The organism is Streptomyces sp. NPDC044571, from assembly GCF_040647115.1.
In the GTDB taxonomy this organism is placed as follows: domain Bacteria; phylum Actinomycetota; class Actinomycetes; order Streptomycetales; family Streptomycetaceae; genus Streptomyces.
The window spans coordinates 1-16,526 of the sequence record NZ_JBEZBN010000062.1; the positions used below are offsets into that span (position 1 = coordinate 1).

Annotated in this window: 18 protein-coding genes; 7 read left to right on the plus strand and 11 right to left on the minus strand. The window is 72.6% G+C overall.

From position 1 onward, the window contains the following. Window positions 1-227: 227 nt before the first annotated feature. Window positions 228-1,655 (minus strand): argininosuccinate lyase, encoded by a 1,428-nt coding sequence (gene argH / locus AB0B01_RS26215; protein WP_361723820.1) that lies wholly within the window; start codon window positions 1,653-1,655, stop codon window positions 228-230. A gap of 85 nt (window positions 1,656-1,740) precedes the next feature. Next, complete coding sequence (locus tag AB0B01_RS26220) at window positions 1,741-2,934, minus strand: argininosuccinate synthase (protein ID WP_361723823.1); 1,194 nt, start codon at window positions 2,932-2,934, stop codon at window positions 1,741-1,743. Between the two features lie 162 nt (window positions 2,935-3,096). Between AB0B01_RS26220 and AB0B01_RS26225 the strand changes: the two genes are divergently transcribed. Genes AB0B01_RS26225 through AB0B01_RS26235 form a run of 3 tightly spaced genes read left to right on the plus strand, consistent with a single transcriptional unit; the run spans window position 3,097 to window position 5,817 of the window. After that, window positions 3,097-4,491: a hypothetical protein gene (locus tag AB0B01_RS26225; protein WP_361723826.1), complete on the plus strand. Its 1,395-nt coding sequence runs from the start codon at window positions 3,097-3,099 to the stop codon at window positions 4,489-4,491. Window positions 4,492-4,542: 51 nt separating this feature from the next. Further along, on the plus strand, window positions 4,543-5,124 hold the full coding sequence (locus AB0B01_RS26230) for a pyridoxamine 5'-phosphate oxidase family protein (RefSeq protein ID WP_361723829.1): 582 nt from the start codon (window positions 4,543-4,545) through the stop codon (window positions 5,122-5,124). Between the two features lie 6 nt (window positions 5,125-5,130). Then, window positions 5,131-5,817, plus strand: a complete 687-nt coding sequence (locus tag AB0B01_RS26235; RefSeq protein WP_361723911.1) for a L,D-transpeptidase family protein — start codon at window positions 5,131-5,133, stop codon at window positions 5,815-5,817. A gap of 1 nt (window position 5,818) precedes the next feature. On the opposite strand, the gene AB0B01_RS26240 is transcribed toward AB0B01_RS26235, so the two are convergent. From AB0B01_RS26240 to argC, 5 genes are read right to left on the minus strand one after another with little or no spacing between them, the layout of a single operon-like run. Continuing rightward, on the minus strand, window positions 5,819-6,382 hold the full coding sequence (locus AB0B01_RS26240) for an arginine repressor (RefSeq protein ID WP_361723832.1): 564 nt from the start codon (window positions 6,380-6,382) through the stop codon (window positions 5,819-5,821). A 7-nt stretch (window positions 6,383-6,389) separates the two neighbouring features. Further along, window positions 6,390-7,589 carry an acetylornithine transaminase gene (locus tag AB0B01_RS26245; protein WP_361723835.1) on the minus strand — a complete coding sequence of 400 codons (1,200 nt, stop codon included), beginning with the start codon at window positions 7,587-7,589 and terminating at the stop codon, window positions 6,390-6,392. Then, window positions 7,586-8,524 (minus strand): acetylglutamate kinase, encoded by a 939-nt coding sequence (gene argB, locus AB0B01_RS26250; RefSeq protein ID WP_361723838.1) that lies wholly within the window; start codon window positions 8,522-8,524, stop codon window positions 7,586-7,588. The genes AB0B01_RS26245 and argB overlap by 4 nt, the downstream gene beginning before the upstream one ends. Beyond that, complete coding sequence (gene argJ / locus AB0B01_RS26255) at window positions 8,521-9,678, minus strand: bifunctional glutamate N-acetyltransferase/amino-acid acetyltransferase ArgJ (protein ID WP_361723841.1); 1,158 nt, start codon at window positions 9,676-9,678, stop codon at window positions 8,521-8,523. Before argJ ends, argB begins: the two co-directional genes overlap by 4 nt. Then, complete coding sequence (gene argC, locus AB0B01_RS26260; RefSeq protein ID WP_361723844.1) at window positions 9,675-10,703, minus strand: N-acetyl-gamma-glutamyl-phosphate reductase; 1,029 nt, start codon at window positions 10,701-10,703, stop codon at window positions 9,675-9,677. Before argC ends, argJ begins: the two co-directional genes overlap by 4 nt. Before the next feature lie 208 nt (window positions 10,704-10,911). Here argC and AB0B01_RS26265 point away from each other — a divergent pair, with 208 nt between their 5' ends. Beyond that, window positions 10,912-11,586: a DUF998 domain-containing protein gene (locus AB0B01_RS26265; RefSeq protein ID WP_361723847.1), complete on the plus strand. Its 675-nt coding sequence runs from the start codon at window positions 10,912-10,914 to the stop codon at window positions 11,584-11,586. 40 nt (window positions 11,587-11,626) lie between these two features. Here AB0B01_RS26265 and AB0B01_RS26270 read toward each other — a convergent pair whose 3' ends face one another. Then, window positions 11,627-12,649, minus strand: coding sequence for a sigma-70 family RNA polymerase sigma factor (locus AB0B01_RS26270; protein ID WP_361723850.1), 1,023 nt, complete (start codon window positions 12,647-12,649; stop codon window positions 11,627-11,629). A 99-nt stretch (window positions 12,650-12,748) separates the two neighbouring features. Continuing rightward, the gene (locus tag AB0B01_RS26275; RefSeq protein WP_361723853.1) at window positions 12,749-13,063 is read right to left on the minus strand and encodes a helix-turn-helix domain-containing protein; all 315 of its coding nucleotides are present in this window, start codon (window positions 13,061-13,063) and stop codon (window positions 12,749-12,751) included. A 60-nt stretch (window positions 13,064-13,123) separates the two neighbouring features. Between AB0B01_RS26275 and AB0B01_RS26280 the strand changes: the two genes are divergently transcribed. Beyond that, window positions 13,124-13,540 carry a hypothetical protein gene (locus AB0B01_RS26280; protein WP_361723856.1) on the plus strand — a complete coding sequence of 139 codons (417 nt, stop codon included), beginning with the start codon at window positions 13,124-13,126 and terminating at the stop codon, window positions 13,538-13,540. Here AB0B01_RS26280 and AB0B01_RS26285 read toward each other — a convergent pair. Beyond that, on the minus strand, window positions 13,512-13,643 hold the full coding sequence (locus AB0B01_RS26285) for a DUF6193 family natural product biosynthesis protein (protein ID WP_361723859.1): 132 nt from the start codon (window positions 13,641-13,643) through the stop codon (window positions 13,512-13,514). The two genes, AB0B01_RS26280 and AB0B01_RS26285, sit on opposite strands and share 29 nt — an antisense overlap. A gap of 512 nt (window positions 13,644-14,155) precedes the next feature. On the opposite strand from AB0B01_RS26285, the gene AB0B01_RS26290 reads away from it, so the two are divergent. Together AB0B01_RS26290 and AB0B01_RS26295 are read left to right on the plus strand one after the other, a co-directional pair. Beyond that, entirely contained in the window at window positions 14,156-15,151 is a 996-nt protein-coding gene (locus AB0B01_RS26290) for a winged helix-turn-helix domain-containing protein (RefSeq protein ID WP_361723862.1), read from the plus strand. Between the two features lie 120 nt (window positions 15,152-15,271). Then, entirely contained in the window at window positions 15,272-15,718 is a 447-nt protein-coding gene (locus AB0B01_RS26295; protein ID WP_361723865.1) for a peptidase inhibitor family I36 protein, read from the plus strand. A 60-nt stretch (window positions 15,719-15,778) separates the two neighbouring features. On the opposite strand, the gene AB0B01_RS26300 is transcribed toward AB0B01_RS26295, so the two are convergent. Further along, a complete protein-coding gene (locus AB0B01_RS26300) occupies window positions 15,779-16,525 on the minus strand; it encodes an N-acetyltransferase (protein WP_361723868.1) in 747 nt (248 codons plus the stop codon). Window position 16,526: the final 1 nt, after the last annotated feature.

Genomic DNA, 16,526 nt, shown 5'->3' on the forward strand with positions numbered 1-16,526 from the left:
AGGCGAGCAGCAGTTCCTCGGTCTTGATGACGTCCGGGTCGCCGATGATCACGGCCTTGCCGCCGCCGAGGTCGAGACCGGCCATCGCCGCCCCTCCGGGCATCCCGCGGCGTGCGGACGTACAGGGCCCGGGGAGCCCTGGGGCTACGGGCGTGCGGGCCGCAAGGCCGCGGGGGGTACGGGGGCCGCCGTACGGGCCGGTGCCGTACGGCAGCGGTGCCATGGGGCTACTGCTTGTGCGCGGCCCAGGCGTGCTGGATCACCAGGTCCGCCTTCAGTTCGGTGAGCTGGGCCGCGACCGCCGACGGGGCGGTGCCGCCGCGGCCGTTGCGGGAGGCCAGCGCGCCGGGGACGTTGAGGACCGTGCGCACGTCGGGCGTCAGGTGCTCCGAGATCTTGGCGAACTGCTCGTCGGTGAGCTCGTCCAGCTCGATGCCGAGCGCCTCGCACTCCTTGACGCACTCGCCGGCCACCTCGTGCGCCACCCGGAACGGCACACCCTGCTTGACCAGCCACTCGGCGATGTCCGTGGCGAGGGAGAACCCTGCCGGGGCCAGCTCTTCCATCCGCTCCCGGTTGACGGTCAGCGTGGCCATCATGCCGGTGAAGGCGGGCAGCAGGACTTCGAGGGTGTCGCAGGAGTCGAAGACGGGCTCCTTGTCCTCCTGGAGGTCCCGGTTGTAGGCGAGCGGCAGGGCCTTGAGGGTGGCGAGGAGGCCGGTCAGGTTGCCGATCAGGCGGCCCGACTTGCCCCGCGCCAGCTCCGCGATGTCCGGGTTCTTCTTCTGCGGCATGATCGACGAGCCGGTGGAGAAGGCGTCGTGCAGGGTCACGAAGGAGAACTCCTTCGTGTTCCAGATGATGATCTCCTCCGCGATCCTGGACAGGTTGATCCCGATCATCGCGGTGATGAACGCGAACTCGGCGACGAAGTCGCGCGAGGCCGTGCCGTCGATCGAGTTGCCGACCGAGCCCCGCTCGAAGCCCAGCTCCGCCGCGACCGCCTCCGGATCCAGCCCCAGCGAGGATCCGGCCAGCGCGCCCGAACCGTACGGGGACACCGCCGTCCGGGTGTCCCACTGGCGCAGCCGCTCCGCGTCCCGCGACAGGGACTGCACGTGGGCGAGCACGTGGTGCGCGAAGAGCACCGGCTGCGCGTGCTGGAGGTGGGTGCGCCCCGGCATGGCCACGTCGGCGTGCGTCTCCGCGAGGCCGACCAGCGCGTCCTGGAGGTCCGCGATCAGACCGCCGATGATCCGGGCGTGATCGCGCAGGTACATCCGGAAGAGGGTGGCCACCTGGTCGTTGCGGGACCGGCCGGCCCGCAGCTTGCCGCCGAGGTCGGCGCCGAGCCGCTCCAGCAGGCCCCGTTCCAGGGCGGTGTGGACGTCCTCGTCGGCGATGGTGCCGGTGAAGGAGCCGTCGGCCACATCGGCTTCGAGCCGGTCCAGGCCCGCGATCATGCGGTCGAGCTCGTCGGCCGTGAGCAGGCCCGCCTTGGCGAGTACGCGCGCGTGGGCGCGGGAGCCGGCGATGTCGTACGGCGCGAGGCGCCAGTCGAAGTGGACCGACGCGGAAAGCTTCGCGAGGGCCTCGGCCGGGCCGTCGGCGAACCGGCCGCCCCAGAGCCGGACGTCACCGTTCTTGCTGCTCACAGCTATTGCTCCTCAAGAGTGGGGGTGTACGACGGCCTCCCCGCGCGGAGGTAACGGGGAGGCCGTCTGCGTACTGCGTGACGACTCAGGCGAGGTCGCGGCGCGCGGCGATCTTCGCGGACAGACCGAAGATCTCGATGAAGCCCTGGGCCTTGGACTGGTCGAAGGTGTCGCCCGAGTCGTAGGTCGCCAGGTTGAAGTCGTACAGCGACTCGTCGGACTTGCGGCCGGTGACGACGGCGCGGCCGCCGTGCAGGGTCATCCGGATGTCGCCGGTGACGTGCTGGTTGGCCTCGTTGATGAAGCCGTCCAGGGCGCGCTTGAGCGGGGAGAACCACAGGCCGTCGTAGACCATCTCGCCCCAGCGCTGCTCGACCTGCCGCTTGTAGCGGGCCAGCTCGCGCTCGACGGTGACGTTCTCCAGCTCCTGGTGGGCGGTGATCAGCGCGATCGCGCCCGGGGCCTCGTAGACCTCACGGGACTTGATGCCGACGAGGCGGTCCTCGACCATGTCGATCCGGCCGATGCCCTGGGCGCCGGCCCGCTCGTTGAGCTGCTGGATCGCCTGGAGCACGGAGACGGGCTTGCCGTCGATGGCGACCGGGACGCCCTCCTTGAAGGAGATGACGACCTCGTCGGCCTCCCGCGGGACGGCCGGGTTCGAGGTGTACTCGTAGATGTCCTCGATCGGCGCGTTCCAGATGTCCTCCAGGAAGCCCGTCTCCACGGCCCGGCCGAAGACGTTCTGGTCGATGGAGTACGGGGACTTCTTGGTGGTCGCGATCGGGAGGTTCTTCTCCTCGCAGAAGGCGATGGCCTTGTCGCGGGTCATGGCGTAGTCGCGGACCGGGGCGATGCACTTGAGGTCCGGGGCCAGGGCGACGATGCCGGCCTCGAAGCGGACCTGGTCGTTGCCCTTGCCGGTGCAGCCGTGGGCGACGGTCGTGGCGCCGTGCTTCTTGGCGGCGGCGACCAGGTGCTTGACGATGGTCGGCCGGGAGAGCGCCGAGACCAGCGGGTAGCGGTCCATGTAGAGGGCGTTCGCCTTGATCGCCGGGAGGCAGTACTCGTTGGCGAACTCGTCCTTGGCGTCCGCGACCTCGGCTTCGACGGCACCGCAGTCGAGCGCGCGCTTGCGGATGACGTCCAGGTCCTCGCCGCCCTGGCCGACGTCCACGGCAACGGCGATGACCTCGGCGCCCGTCTCCTCGGCGATCCAGCCGATGGCGACGGAGGTGTCCAGGCCGCCCGAGTAGGCGAGTACGACGCGCTCGGTCACGGGTTTCTCCTTACAGTGCATTCAACGACAGGCATAACTATGCACTACTCCGTATGTTTCGTCAATTAGGGTCGCCGCCACCGCCGACCAGGGCGAACATGCCGGGCGTGGACCGCCGACGGCCGCCTACGCTCGTCCGGTGACGACGTACGGGGAGGGCATGTGAGCGCGGGGACACGACGGCAGGCGGAGGAAGGGCGCGCCGCGGCGGCGGCCCTGCTCCAGGGCGACCGCCGCGGCGCGGGCCTGCCCTCCCATGCCGCGCCGGCCGCCTGGACGGCCTTCGACCAGGAGGTCCGGCGTATCCACTCCTCCACGCACGGAGAGCCCTTCGGCAGCGGGGCGGCCGCCGTCAGGCTGTGCCACCCCGACGGCCGGATCCGCGCTGCCGCCCTGAACACGCCCCGCCCGCCGCTCGCGCTGGTCGCGATCCGGTGCACCGACTGGGTCCCCGCGGTCCGCGAACGCGCCCGGCAGGTGCTCGGCGAGGCGCTCGCCGCCGATCCCGCGCGCACTGTGGTCCGCCTGACCCCGCTCGTGCTGCACCTGTCCGGGCGGGAACAGGGCGGTTGGGCGCGGGAGCGGTTCGAGGCCGCCCTGCGCGCGGATGAGCCGGTCCTCGCCTGGCTGCGCCGCTGCGACGACGTGCCGACCCGGCGGTTCGCCGTCGGGATCACCCTCGACGCGGGGCGGTTCGGGGTACAGGAGCTCGCCCGGCGCGCCGCGAATGAGCCGGACCCGGTGACGGCGCGGCTGTGGACGCAAGCCGCCCTGCGGGCCCTGGCCACCGATGGGCCGGACGATGCGGCGGTCGACACGCTGCTCGGCGCACGCGGCACGTGGGTCCGGGCCGCCGGGGTGACCGCCCTTCGCGGGGCCGACCGGGCCGCCGAGGCCGTGGATTACCTTGCCGACCGCTCTGGCACGGTCAGGGCCTGCGCCCGCTGGTTGACGCGCCAGGACGGCAGCGACCCTCATCCCCACTGCCTCGGGCTGGTCGCCGACCCGGCCCGGGTGGGCCCGTACGCGGTGGCCGGACTGGCCGAACACGGCAGCCGCGCGGACGTGCCGCTGCTGCGCACCCTGCTGGACCACCCCCGCGACGCCGTCCGCGCCGCGGCGCTCGCCGGGATCCGGCAACTGGACGCGAGCCTTGAGGACGAGCTGCTGCTCGCCCTGTTGGAGGACCCCTCGCCCTCGGTGGCCCGGGAGGCCTCCCTCGGCCTGCGCCCCGTGGCCGGGCGGCTGGACCCCGCCCGGCTGGGCACGCTGATCGCGGCCGAACGGCCCGCCCACGTCCGCCGCGCCGCGTTCCGCCTGCTGCGCGCCCGGGGCGGGATCGACGAGCTCCGCGCCTCGGTCGCCCTCCTCGTCGACGCCGACCCGGCCCTGCGGCAGCTTGCGGAGGCCGGCGTCCGCGGCTGGAACTGGCAGCTCACCCGCTTCGAGGGGCAGAGCACCACGGAGGAACTGGACGTGCTGCTCAAGCAGTCGGCGTACCTCTTCACCGACTACGAGGAGGCGCTGCGCCGCAGCCGACTGGGCCTCAGGAGCTGACCATCCCGCCCCGCCCCGCCCCGCCCGGCCCCCCGGGCCGATAATCGGTCCATGGGAAAACTCCACGACCGCATAGACGGCCGCCTGCGCACGTTCATCGAGGCGCAGCCGGTCTTCTTCACCGCGACCGCCCCGCTCGCCGGTGACGGCCACGTCAACCTGTCCCCCAAAGGCCGCTCGGGCACCCTCGTCGTCATCGACGAGCAGACCCTCGCCTACCTCGACTTCGGCGGCAGCGGCGCCGAGACCATCGCCCACGTCCGGGAGAACGGCCGGATCACCCTCATGTGGTGCGCCTTCAGCGGACCGCCGAACATCGTGCGCATCCACGGCGAGGGTGAGGCGGTCTTCCGCGACGACCCCCGCTGGGGCGAGCTGATCGGCCTGTTCGGGGCCGCCGACGGGCCCTCGGCGCGGGCGATCATCGTCGTGCACGCCCGCCGCATCTCCGACGTCTGCGGGTACGCCGTCCCCTTGATGGAGTACCAGGGCGAGCGCACCCTCCACGCCGAGTACTTCGGCCGCAAGACCGACGAGGAGTTCGCGCAGTACTGCGCGAAGAAGGAATTCATCGAGACGAGCCTCGACGGCCTGCCTGCACTGCCTCTGCCCCTTCCTCCGCGTACCGTCTGACATGTGCTGCGTACCGCTCTCGTCACCGGCTCACTGATCGTCACCAGCCTGCTCCCCCACGGGTACCCGCCGCTGCCGGCCCGTCTCGCCGACACGGGCGGCGGCAGCCAGCTCATCACGGCCGTCGCGCCCGCCCCCGGATCGACCACGGGGCGGGTGACGTGGTGGGACCTGCGGGCGGGCCGCTGGTACGAGGAGGGCAGCGCTGAAGCCCGCTTCGGCGCGAACGGCCTGACGGAGGGCCAGACCCGCGTCCAGGGCACGAACACCACGCCGACCGGCCTGTACGAGCTGCCGTACGCCTTCGGCATCACCCGCGCCCCGGCGGGGACCGAGTACCCCTACCGGCGGGCGACGCAGCAGTCCTGGTGGTGCCAGGACAACGCCTCGGGCAGCTACAACCGCTGGGTGGAGCCCCGGCCCGCGGACTGCGCGCCGGGCGAGGCGGAGCACCTGGTCGCGTACGAGAAGCAGTACGCGCACGCGCTGGTCATCGGCTTCAACTACGACCGCCCGGTGCACGGCCGCGGCGCGGGCATCTTCCTGCACGTCAACGGCAAGGGCGCCACGGCTGGTTGCGTCTCGGTCCCGGAGCGGGCGATGCGCGACATCCTCCGCTGGGCCAACCCCCGCCGCCACCCCCACATCGCAATCGGCACGGATGCGGGGCCGCTGGCCGTCACCCGGTACTGAGTCAGCCTTCCTTCTGGGCCAGGCGCAGGAGGTGGTCCGCGAGGGCCTGGCCGCCCGCGGGGTCTCGGCTGATCAGCATCAGGGTGTCGTCGCCCGCGATCGTGCCGAGAATGGCGTGGAGTTCGGCCTGGTCGATCGCCGAGGCGAGGAACTGCGCGGCGCCCGGCGGGGTGCGCACCACGACCAGGTTCGCGGAGGCCTCCGCCGAGATCAGGAGTTCCCCGGAGAGGCGCCGCATGCGCTCCTCCTTCGCCGACTCGCCCAACGGGGCCTGCGGGGTGCGGAAACCGCCCTCGCTCGGCACCGCGTAGATGAGCTCACCGCCGGTGTTGCGGATCTTCACCGCGCCCAGCTCGTCCAGGTCGCGGGAGAGCGTCGCCTGGGTGACGCTCAGCCCGTCGTCGGCGAGCAGCTTGGCCAGCTGGCTCTGGGAGCGCACCGGCTGCCGGTTGAGGATGTCCACGATCCGGCGGTGGCGGGCGGTACGGGTCTGGGGAACGGAGGGCCCTCCCCCGGACTCCGTCAGGGGGGACCCCAACTGGTCGTTGTCCTGCGCATGGCTCATCGTCGTCTCATTCCCCGGTTCGTCCGTCCCCGTCGGCTGCGTCGAGGATGCCCGGCAGCGCCTGGACGAACGCGTCCGCCTCGGCCTCGGTCAGGACGTACGGGGGCATGAGCCGTACGACGTCGGGGGCGGGCGCGTTGACCAGGAATCCGGCATCCTGGGCCGCCTGCTGCACCTGCGGTGCGAGCGGCTTGGTCAGCACGATACCCAGGAGGAGGCCCTCTCCACGGACATGGGAGACGAGCGGGTGGCCTGCGCCCTCGATTCCCGAGCGCAGCCGCTCCCCGCGGGCCTTGACCTGGTCGAGCAGTCCCTCGGCGGCGATGGTGTCGATCACCGCAAGGCCGGCGGCGCAGGCGATCGGGTTGCCGCCGAAGGTGGTGCCGTGCTGGCCGGGCTGCAGGAGCTGCGCGGCCGGTCCGAAGGCGGCCACGGCACCGATCGGCAGACCGCCGCCCAGACCCTTTGCAAGGGTGACGAGATCGGGCTCGACGCCCTCGTGGGCCTGGTGCTCGAACCAGTGGCCGCACCGGCCGATGCCGGTCTGCACCTCGTCGAGGACGAGCAGGGTGCCGGTGGCCCGGGCGATCTCGCGGGCGGCCGTCAGGTACCCGGCGGGCGGTACGACGACGCCGTTCTCGCCCTGGATCGGCTCGATGACGACGAGCGCGGTCTCCTCGGTGACGGCGGCCCGCAGGGCCTCGACGTCACCGTACGGGACGTGCGTGACATCGCCGGGCAGCGGCCGGAACGGGTCCTGCTTCTTGGGCTGGCCGGTGAGGGCGAGGGCGCCCATGGTCCGCCCGTGGAAGCCGCCGTCGGTGGCGACCATGTGGGTCCGCCCGGTCAGCCGGCCGATCTTGAAGGCGGCCTCGACGGCCTCCGCGCCGGAGTTGCAGAAGAAAATCCGGCCGGGGCGCCCGAACAGCTGGAGCAGCCGTTCGCCGAGCGCGATGACCGGCTCGGAGGCGTAGAGGTTGGAGACGTGGCCGAGGGTGGTGATCTGCCCGGTCACCGCCGCGACGATCGCGGGGTGGGCGTGGCCGAGGGCGTTGACGGCGATCCCGCCGACGAAGTCGGTGTACTGCTTGCCGTCGGCGTCCCACACCTGGGCGCCTTCGCCGCGTACGAGGGCCAGCGCGGGCGTGCCGTAGTTGTCGGTCAGCGCGCCCTGCCAGCGGGCCGCGTACTCCTGGTTGCCGGTCACTCGCCGTCCCCTCCCTGTGCGTCCGGCACGACCATCGTGCCGATTCCTTCGTCGGTGAAGATCTCCAGCAGGATCGAGTGCGGAACCCGCCCGTCGATCACCCGGGCCGTGCTCACCCCGCCGCGGACGGCGTGCAGGCAGCCCTCCATCTTGGGCACCATCCCGCTGGACAGCTCGGGCAGCAGCTTCTCCAGCTCGCTCACCGTGAGGCGGCTGATGACCTCGTCGCTGAGCGGCCAGTCCGCGTACAGGCCCTCCACGTCGGTGAGGACCATCAGCGTCTCGGCGCCGAGGGCGGCGGCGAGGGCCGCGGCCGCCGTGTCGGCGTTGACGTTGTAGACGTGATGGTCGTCGGCGCTGCGCGCGATGGAGGAGATGACCGGGATCCGGCCGTCTGCGAGCAGTGCCTCGATCGCGCCGGTGTCGATGGCGGTGATCTCGCCGACCCGCCCGATGTCGACGAGCTCGCCGTCGATCTCCGGGGTGTGCCGGGTGGCGGTGATGGTGTGGGCGTCCTCGCCGGTCATGCCGACGGCCAGGGGCCCGTGCTGGTTGAGCAGGCCGACCAGCTCGCGCTGGACCTGGCCCGCCAGGACCATCCGTACGACGTCCATGGCCTCCGGAGTGGTGACGCGCAGGCCCGCCTTGAACTCGCTGACCAGGCCCTGCTTGTCGAGCTGGGCGTTGATCTGGGGGCCGCCGCCGTGCACCACGACGGGCCGCAGGCCGGCCTGGCGCAGGAAGACCACGTCCTGGGCGAAGGCGGCCTTGAGGTCCTCGTCGATCATGGCGTTGCCGCCGAACTTGATGACGACGATCTTGCCGTTGTGCCGGGTGAGCCAGGGCAGGGCCTCGATGAGGATCTGCGCCTTGGGCAGGGCGGTGTGCTTGCGCGCGGTTCCGGCGCCGGGCTGGCCGGCCTTGTCGTTGCTCATGAGGAGTAGGCGCTGTTCTCGTGGACATACTCGGCGGTGAGGTCGTTGGCCCAGATGACGGCGGATTCGCCGCCGGTGGCCAGGTCGGCGGTGATGCGGACCTCGCGGTCCTTCATCGAGACCAGGTCGCGGTCCTCGCCGACGCTGCCGTTCTTGCAGACCCAGACCCCGTTGATGGCGACGTTGAGGCGGTCCGGGTCGAAGGCGGCCTTGGTGGTGCCGATCGCGGAGAGCACCCGGCCCCAGTTCGGGTCCTCGCCGTGGATGGCGCACTTGAGCAGGTTGTTGCGGGCGATGGAGCGGCCGACCTCGACGGCGTCCTCCTCGCTGGCCGCGCCGATGACCTCGATCCGGATGTCCTTGCTGGCGCCCTCGGCGTCGCCGATCAGCTGGCGGGCCAGGTCGTCGCAGACGGTCCGCACGGCCTCGGCGAAGACCTCGTACGCCGGCGCTTGGCCGGAGGCGCCGGAGGCGAGCAGCAGCACCGTGTCGTTGGTGGACATGCAGCCGTCGGAGTCGACGCGGTCGAAGGTGGTGCGGGTCGCGGCGCGCAGCGCCCGGTCGAGGGTGGCGTGGTCCAGGTCGGCGTCGGTGGTGAGCACGACGAGCATGGTGGCCAGGCCCGGCGCGAGCATGCCCGCGCCCTTGGCCATGCCGCCGACCGTCCAGCCGTCCCGCGTCACGGCGGCCGTCTTGTGCACGGTGTCGGTGGTCTTGATCGCGATCGCGGCGGCCTCGCCGCCGTCGGCGGTGAGCGCGGCGGCCGCGGTCCCGATGCCCGGCAGCAGCTTGTCCATGGGGAGCAGGACGCCGATCAGGCCGGTGGAGGCGACGGCGACCTCGCCCGCGTTGTGCTCGCCGCCCAAGACCTCTGCCACCTTCTCGGCGGTGGCGTGGGTGTCCTGGAAGCCCTTGGGCCCGGTGCAGGCGTTGGCGCCGCCGGAGTTCAGGACGACCGCGCTGACGGTGCCGCCGCGCAGGACCTGCTGGGACCAGAGCACGGGCGCGGCCTTGACGCGGTTGGAGGTGAAGACGCCCGCGGCTGCCAGCCGCGGCCCGTTGTTGACCACCAGGGCCAGGTCCGGGTTGCCGTTCTCCTTGATCCCGGCCGCGATGCCCGCGGCCGTGAATCCCTGTGCTGCCGTGACGCTCACGGTGCGACTCCGATCGTGGAAAGACCCAGGCTCTCCGGGAGCCCCAGGGCGAGGTTCATGCTCTGCACCGCGCCGCCGGCGGTGCCCTTGGTGAGGTTGTCGATGGCGCTGATCGCGATGATCCGCTGCGCGGACTCGTCGTACGCGACCTGGATCTGAACGGCGTTGGAACCCTGGACGGAGGCAGTGGCCGGCCACTGGCCCTCCGGGAGGAGGTGGACGAAGGGCTCGTCCGCGTACGCCTTCTCGTACGCCGCCCGGACCGCCTCGGCGGTGGTGCCCGGACGGGCCGTGGCGGAGCAGGTGGCGAGGATGCCGCGGGACATGGGCACGAGGGTCGGCGTGAAGGAGACGCTGACCCGCTGTCCGGCGAGCGGGGAGAGGTTCTGCACCATCTCGGGGGTGTGCCGGTGGCCGCCGCCCACCCCGTAGGGGCTCACCGAGCCCATGACCTCGGAGCCGAGCAGGTGCGGCTTGAGGGCCTTTCCGGCGCCGGAGGTGCCCGTGGCGGCGACGATCACGGCCTCCGGCTCGGCGAGCTGCGCGGCGTAGGCCGGGTACAGCGCGAGCGAGACGGCGGTGGGGAAGCAGCCGGGGACGGCGATGCGCTTGGTCCCCTCCAGCGCGGCGCGGGCGCCGGGCAGCTCGGGGAGTCCGTAGGGCCAGGTGCCGGCGTGCGGGGCGCCGTAGAAGCGGTCCCAGTCGGCGGAGTCCTTCAGCCGGTGGTCGGCGCCCATGTCGACGACGAGGACCTCGTCGCCGAGCTGGGCGGCGACGGCGGCGGACTGCCCGTGCGGCAGCGCCAGGAACACGACGTCGTGCCCCGCAAGCACCTCGGGCGTGGTCGCCTCCAGGGTCCGGCCCGCGAGCGGGACGAGATGCGGCTGCAGCGAGCCGAGGAGCTGTCCGGCGTTGGAGTTCCCGGTCAGCGCGCCGATCTCCACCTCGGGGTGCGAGAGCAGCAGGCGCAGCACCTCGCCGCCCGCATACCCGCTCGCTCCGGCCACCGCTACACGAACCACCATCGGACCCTCCTCCTCGATGGCATGACTATACGTACCGCTGCACTTTTATGCAAAGGCTGTGCAGTAATGCATCGGGGCCCGGCCATGACCGAGCCCGGTGCGGGAGTACGCCGGGGGCTGTGATCCAGCGCACATGGTTCGGAGCGATGACTTTGCCGGTCTCGGTCGGTCGGACGAGCGACCACACCACATGAGGAAGGCTCGTTCCATGAACCCCGTGCTCAGTTCATCCCGTCCTGTCGCTCCCGCTCCGGTGGCGCCCGCGTCCCGCGCGCCGGTACGCCCCTGGCTGGCCGGTGGCATCGCGGCCGGGCCGCTGTTCCTCGCGGTCGGTGTCGCGCAGGGCGTCGCCCGTGACGGCTTCGATTTCAGCCGGAACGCGCTCAGCCAGCTTGCGCTCGGCGAGGCGGGCTGGGTTCAGACGGTGAACTTCCTGCTCGCCGGCACCCTGCTGGTCATGGGTGCGGTCGGTCTGCGCCGGGTGCTGGGCGGGAACCCGGCCGGCACCTGGGCTCCGGTCCTGGTCGGTGTCTTCGGTGCTTCGTTCTGGGCCGCGGCGGCCTTCCCGGCCGACGCCGGAGCGGGCTTTCCCGCCGGAGCGCCCGACGCGACCGTGATGAGCGGCCACGGCGCCGTCCACATGGCCGCCGGAACGGTCGGCTACCTCGCTCTGTGTGCCGCCTTCCTCGTGTTCGCCGGCCCGCTCGCCGCCCGGGGCCACCGCAGGTGGGCCGTGGCCTCGCGTCTCGTCCCGGTCGCCGTCCTCGCCGGCTTCGCGGCCTCCGCCGCCTCCGTCCTGGCCTTCACGGCCGGAGCGGGCCTTGGCCTGCTGTGGCTGACGGCGGTGACGACCCGCCTGGCCTCCGTCCCGGCGGATCGCTGACCACCGGTCGACGGCCGTTCCCGCCCCGGCTCCGCGTCGCTCACACCCTCGCCGAGGGCGCCGCCGAGTGCTCGGGCTCAAGCGCCGACTCGGGCTGCACCTCGCCCAAGCGGTCCGGCAGCCCGAAGAGCGGGAAGAGGCGGTCGGTGTCGCGGTAGGCCGTGATGCCGCTGATCCGGTCGGCGCGGAACTCGACGACTTGGAGGGCCCAGGGCACGTAGCCGGTGCCGTCCACCTGGGGGCGGTACTGACCGAACGCGGGGGAGCCGTTCGCCACGGTCGGCACCAGACGCGAGCCGCGGCACCCGATCGCGGGGCCGGTGAGCCACGCATGGATGTCGGGGACACCGCGCATCCACTTCGCGTACGGGGGCAGGCACAACGTGGCGTCGACGTGGAGGAGCATGTTCAGCTCCTCCACGTCGTAGCGGGAGAAGGCCGCGGCATACCGCTCGGCCAGCACCCGGCGGACGCTGTCGTCACAAGGCCGGGCGGCCGGCCCGTCCGGCGCGTGGCGGCGGTCGGCCAGCGTGGCCCGGGCCCGCTGCAGGGAGCTGTTGGCCGAGGCGACGGTGGAGCTGTGCAGGTCGGCGACCTCGCGAGCCGAGAAACCCAGGACGTCCCGCAGGATCAGCGTGGCCCGCTGCCTGGGCGGCAGGTGCTGCAGCGCGGCGACGAACGCCAACCGGACCGACTCGCCCGTCGCCGCGGCCGCCTCCGGATCGCCACCGGGGCAGGGTTCCACCCACAGGACGGAGTCCTGCGGGGGCGCAGGCGGGGTGCCGCCCCCGCTCGGGCCGGACAGGTCCATCGGCAGCGCCCGCCGCTTGCCCGATGCGAGGGTGTCCAGACACACGTTGGTGGCGATGCGGTAGACCCACGTTCGCAGCGCTGACCGGCCCTCGAAGCGGTCGATGTTCCGCCACGCCCGCACCAGCGCCTCCTGCACGGCGTCCTCGGCCTCGGCGTACGACCCCAACATCCGGTAGCAGTACCCGGTCAGCTCCCCCCGGTACTCCTCCAGCCCCTCCGCCACTGCACCGGACGCCCCGGTCTCCCCCATGCCGCACCCCTCCGACGAGACGGTCCCAGGCCGCTGACCTGGCGCTCAACTGTAGGGCCGGGCGGGGACCGGGCGGCCCAGCGGCTGCGCCCAGCACGTTCACACCAGGCCTTGGTCCGCCTTCTCCTCCAGCCGCCGAGCGGTCGGTCGCTCGCGGCCCCAGGCGGCCAGCGGCTGGAGTGCCTCGTTGAGGCGCACGCCGTCCTCGGTCAGCGAGTACTCGACGCGGGGAGGCACCTCGTCGTAGGCGACGCGGTGCACGACGCCGTCCGCTTCCAGCTCCCGCAGGTGAGAGGCCAGCACCTTCTCGGTGATCCCCGGAAGCAGTCGGCGCAGCTCGCCGAAGCGGCGGTAGGGATGCTCGTGGAGCGCCCAGAGGATCAGCACCTTCCACTTGCCGCCGATCACCTCCATCGCGCAGGTGGGCGAGGCGCTGCTGGGCGGGGCTCCGGCGCCGGGTGGGATCCTGAGCGGATGTACGAGACCTCCGCCGCCCTGGCGACCGCCCGCCGGCCGCTTGCCGCGTCCGGGGAGACCGACTGGCTACGGGAACTGGCCGAAGACGACGGGCTCACCGGATTCATGCCCCCGGCGCTGCCCGACGCCGCCTGGGTGCTCCACTCCATGTACGAACACGAACTCGGCCCGTCCGACATGTCGTACGTCGCGTACCGACGGGCCTTCCTGAACGGCGGCAGCACCGGGCCCGAGAGCATCCCCGGCCTCGACCCCGCGGACGTGTTCGCCGACCCCTCGAACGTATTCGCCAAGTCCGTAGGCGAGCACCCCGGACCACGCCGGCGCCGGCTTCACTGGGCAGAGCCTGGGCGCCCTGACCCGACCGCCGACCTCCCGCCTCGCGTCACTCACTTCGTCTGGCGGTGCCCGTGACGGCCGGGCCGAGTCCGGCGGGGAGGCGGGTCACCGCCAGGGCGACAGCCTCTTCGGCCGTGGCGGCCTCGCCGGCCCCACGCCACGCCGACTCTGACGACATCCCCCAGATCGGGCGTGGATCCGGTGATGAGTTCGACCCCCTGGCTCCAGCCGGAGAGACCGAACCAGCGGCTCTCGGTCCCGATGTAAACGGACAGCGGCTGGCGCTCGGGGACCGCCGCAGCGATGGCCGCCGAAACGAGTGCCCCCGAGTCGCCCGGACCACCGCGAGATCGACACCAAGGTCGGACGCCCGTTGTTCCAGCGCGGCGGCAAGACTGCCCGCAGCGGCCAGCTCGGGATAGAGATCGAAATTCACCTCCGAAGTCTGCCATTGCAACGCCACGGCGCCCCTGGCGAGCGTGAACGGGTGACATGGCAGAGCCTGGTTGAGGCGCCTGACCGTCTCCGAGCCGTAGCGGTACGGAGCGGCGGGCGTGCGCGCTCGCAAAAGGGCCTGAAAGGGCGTTGTAGGCCCGGCGGCGGCATCCGAGCATGGAGCTGTGCCCGTGAGAGCGGCTGCCGCGCGGCGCCGAGTCCGCCCGCGCCGCCGCACCGTGACGGGGGTCAGTGGTGTTGCGCATCCACTTCACCGCGGAGGACCTCGCCCGCACCCGGGTGGCCGGCACGATCGGGGCCGCGGCGGAGACGTACTACAGCCTGGAGATGCTGGGCAGGCGCTCCGGTGCCGTGCCGTTCCACCGGTGGCGCGGGGAGGTGACCGGGCGCCTGGCCCAGGACGCGGGGCCGCTCACCGCACTGCTCCCCGCCCGTGGGCCCGGGCTCGACCTGCTGGCGCTGGCCGGTGACTCGCCCGACATCGACCACGCCGTCGATGGGCTGCTGCGGGCGCCGCGGGCACGCGTACGCCGCGAGGTGGAGGCCGTCGCCTTCGACCCGGCCCACACGGCCTGGGCGCGGAGCCTCGCCGAGGGGGACGGCGGGGCACGGCGGCAGCTGGCGGCGGCCCTGGCGGCCTGCCACCGGGCGACCGTCGCGCCGTACTGGTCCGCCTGCCGGTCACGCCTCGACGCGGTGCGCGCGCAGCACGCCCGGACCTTCCTCGACGGAGGCGTCGAGGGCCTGCTCGCCTCGCTGTGTCCGCCGCTGGTGCGCTGGCGCGCACCCGTGCTGGAGGTGCAGTATCCCCGTCCGGTCGAGGTCCACCTGGGCGGGCGAGGGCTCGTCCTGGCGCCGACCGTGTTCTCCTGGCGCGAGCTCAGCCTGCTGTACGACCCGTACGACGACGAGGCGGTGCCCCGGCTGACCGTACCGGCCGTGACCGGCCCCGAGGCGGGCTCCGCATTGTGGCCCGGCCCCGGCCTTCCCGACGACGATCCCCTGGGCACTCTCCTGGGGCGCACGCGGGCCGCCGCACTGCGCGTCGTCGCGGAAGGCGTCGGCACCACCGAACTCGCCCGCCGGCTCGGCGTCACCCCGGCGGCGGCCAGCCAGCACGCGAAGGCGCTGCGCGGCGCCGGCCTCATCACCACCAGCCGCCGAGGGGGATCCGTGCTGCACGTCACGACCGCCCTGGGCCGGGAACTGCTGGGCGCCCCCACCTCTTGAGCCACCTCTTAAGCCACGGCTTAAGGCCATGGCCGCGGGCGCCCGGCCGGCGCCAGCATTCCTGATGGCACGGGCCGCGGAAGACGGCCGTGCACGAGGCAAGAAGAAGAGGAGTACGGCATGACTGCTGCGACGAGGTCACCGAGTACGAAGTCCCGCCCGCGCCGCGCCCTGGAGCGTACGGCGGTGCTCCTGGGCGCCGCGGCGATCGCCTTCGCCACGGCCCAGGATCCCGCACAGGCGAGTCCCGCCCAGTGCGGCGACAACCGCCTGTGCGCGTGGTCCGACGACAACTACGCCGGCATCTTCACCGCCTACACGGCCTCCGCGCCGGCCCTCGGTGGGGACAACGACCGGTTCGACTCGCTGTGGAACCGCAACAGCGTCTCCTGGTACGTGTACGTCGACGCGTACTACGGAGGAGCCAAGTACTGCGTACGGCCGGGGTATTCCGTCTCGAAGCTGGGTGACTGGTTCGGCCTCCACGACAAGATCTCGTCGGTGAAGAAGCTGACCTCCTCGTCCTGCGGGACGGCGACTCCGATCGGTTCCTACAAGGGCTCGTAGGTCCCGTGGCGGGCCGCCACCCCGCCCGACCGCCCGACCGCCCGACCGCCCGACCACCCGTCACAGCCGGTGGCGCACCCAGACGTTCGGTTCCACGTAGACCGCGTAGCCCTGCTCCGGTTCGCAGCGGACCGGGGTCAGGGCGCCCGGGGCCCGGACCGGGCCCGGGGTGTCGAAGGGGAGGCCCGTCCACGCGCGCCACTCCGGGAGGGTGCCGGTGATCGTCATCGAGAAGGGCGCGATCGAGTCGATGACCCCGCCCGCGCGGACGTGGACGCGCAGCCACGGGTCGTACGGCAGGCCGTCCTCGCGGGTGCGGTACGCGTACTCCCGGATCGGGGTGTCCGGCTCGGCCGGCTTGCCGCTCGGGCGCACCGGGGCGACCACCTCGGTGAAGCCGCGGGCGCGGGCGTTCTCCCGCATCACGGACAGCATCCGCCCCGACAGGACCTCGCCCTGCCGGCCGGCGGCGATGCTGATCTCGATGGCGCTGACGGTGTCCGGGGCGATCCCGCGCCGCAGGTCGGAGAAGGCCCACAGGAGGACCTGGTCCCAGCCCCGCGGGGGCAGCACCCCGTCGCGGCCCTTGGTGTGCTGCGCGAAGGGCACGCTGAACCCGCGGCCGATCACCTCGTCGCCGTCCGTCGCGACCAGGACGTACGGCGCCAACTCCGTCACCATCCGCGGATACAGGAGCCAGCCGACCGGGTCGTGGCGGGAGAACTCCGGCCAGGAGTCCTGCATGTCCCACAGCCGGTCGACCAGTTCGGGGCGCTCGGCGAGCGTGGTGATCCGTGGGTCGGTCATG

Coding starts and splice junctions, on each gene's coding strand:
- AB0B01_RS26265 (WP_361723847.1), top strand. CDS start 10,912: ATGAACCCCGTGCTCAGTTCATCCCGTCCTGTCGCTCCCGCTCCGGTG.
- AB0B01_RS26295 (WP_361723865.1), top strand. CDS start 15,272: ATGACTGCTGCGACGAGGTCACCGAGTACGAAGTCCCGCCCGCGCCGC.
- AB0B01_RS26240 (WP_361723832.1), bottom strand. CDS start 6,382: ATGAGCCATGCGCAGGACAACGACCAGTTGGGGTCCCCCCTGACGGAG.
- AB0B01_RS26275 (WP_361723853.1), bottom strand. CDS start 13,063: ATGGAGGTGATCGGCGGCAAGTGGAAGGTGCTGATCCTCTGGGCGCTC.
- AB0B01_RS26285 (WP_361723859.1), bottom strand. CDS start 13,643: ATGTCGTCAGAGTCGGCGTGGCGTGGGGCCGGCGAGGCCGCCACGGCC.
- argC (WP_361723844.1), bottom strand. CDS start 10,703: ATGGTGGTTCGTGTAGCGGTGGCCGGAGCGAGCGGGTATGCGGGCGGC.
- AB0B01_RS26280 (WP_361723856.1), top strand. CDS start 13,124: ATGTACGAGACCTCCGCCGCCCTGGCGACCGCCCGCCGGCCGCTTGCC.
- AB0B01_RS26300 (WP_361723868.1), bottom strand. CDS start 16,525: ATGACCGACCCACGGATCACCACGCTCGCCGAGCGCCCCGAACTGGTC.
- AB0B01_RS26230 (WP_361723829.1), top strand. CDS start 4,543: ATGGGAAAACTCCACGACCGCATAGACGGCCGCCTGCGCACGTTCATC.
- argB (WP_361723838.1), bottom strand. CDS start 8,524: ATGAGCAACGACAAGGCCGGCCAGCCCGGCGCCGGAACCGCGCGCAAG.
- AB0B01_RS26270 (WP_361723850.1), bottom strand. CDS start 12,649: ATGGGGGAGACCGGGGCGTCCGGTGCAGTGGCGGAGGGGCTGGAGGAG.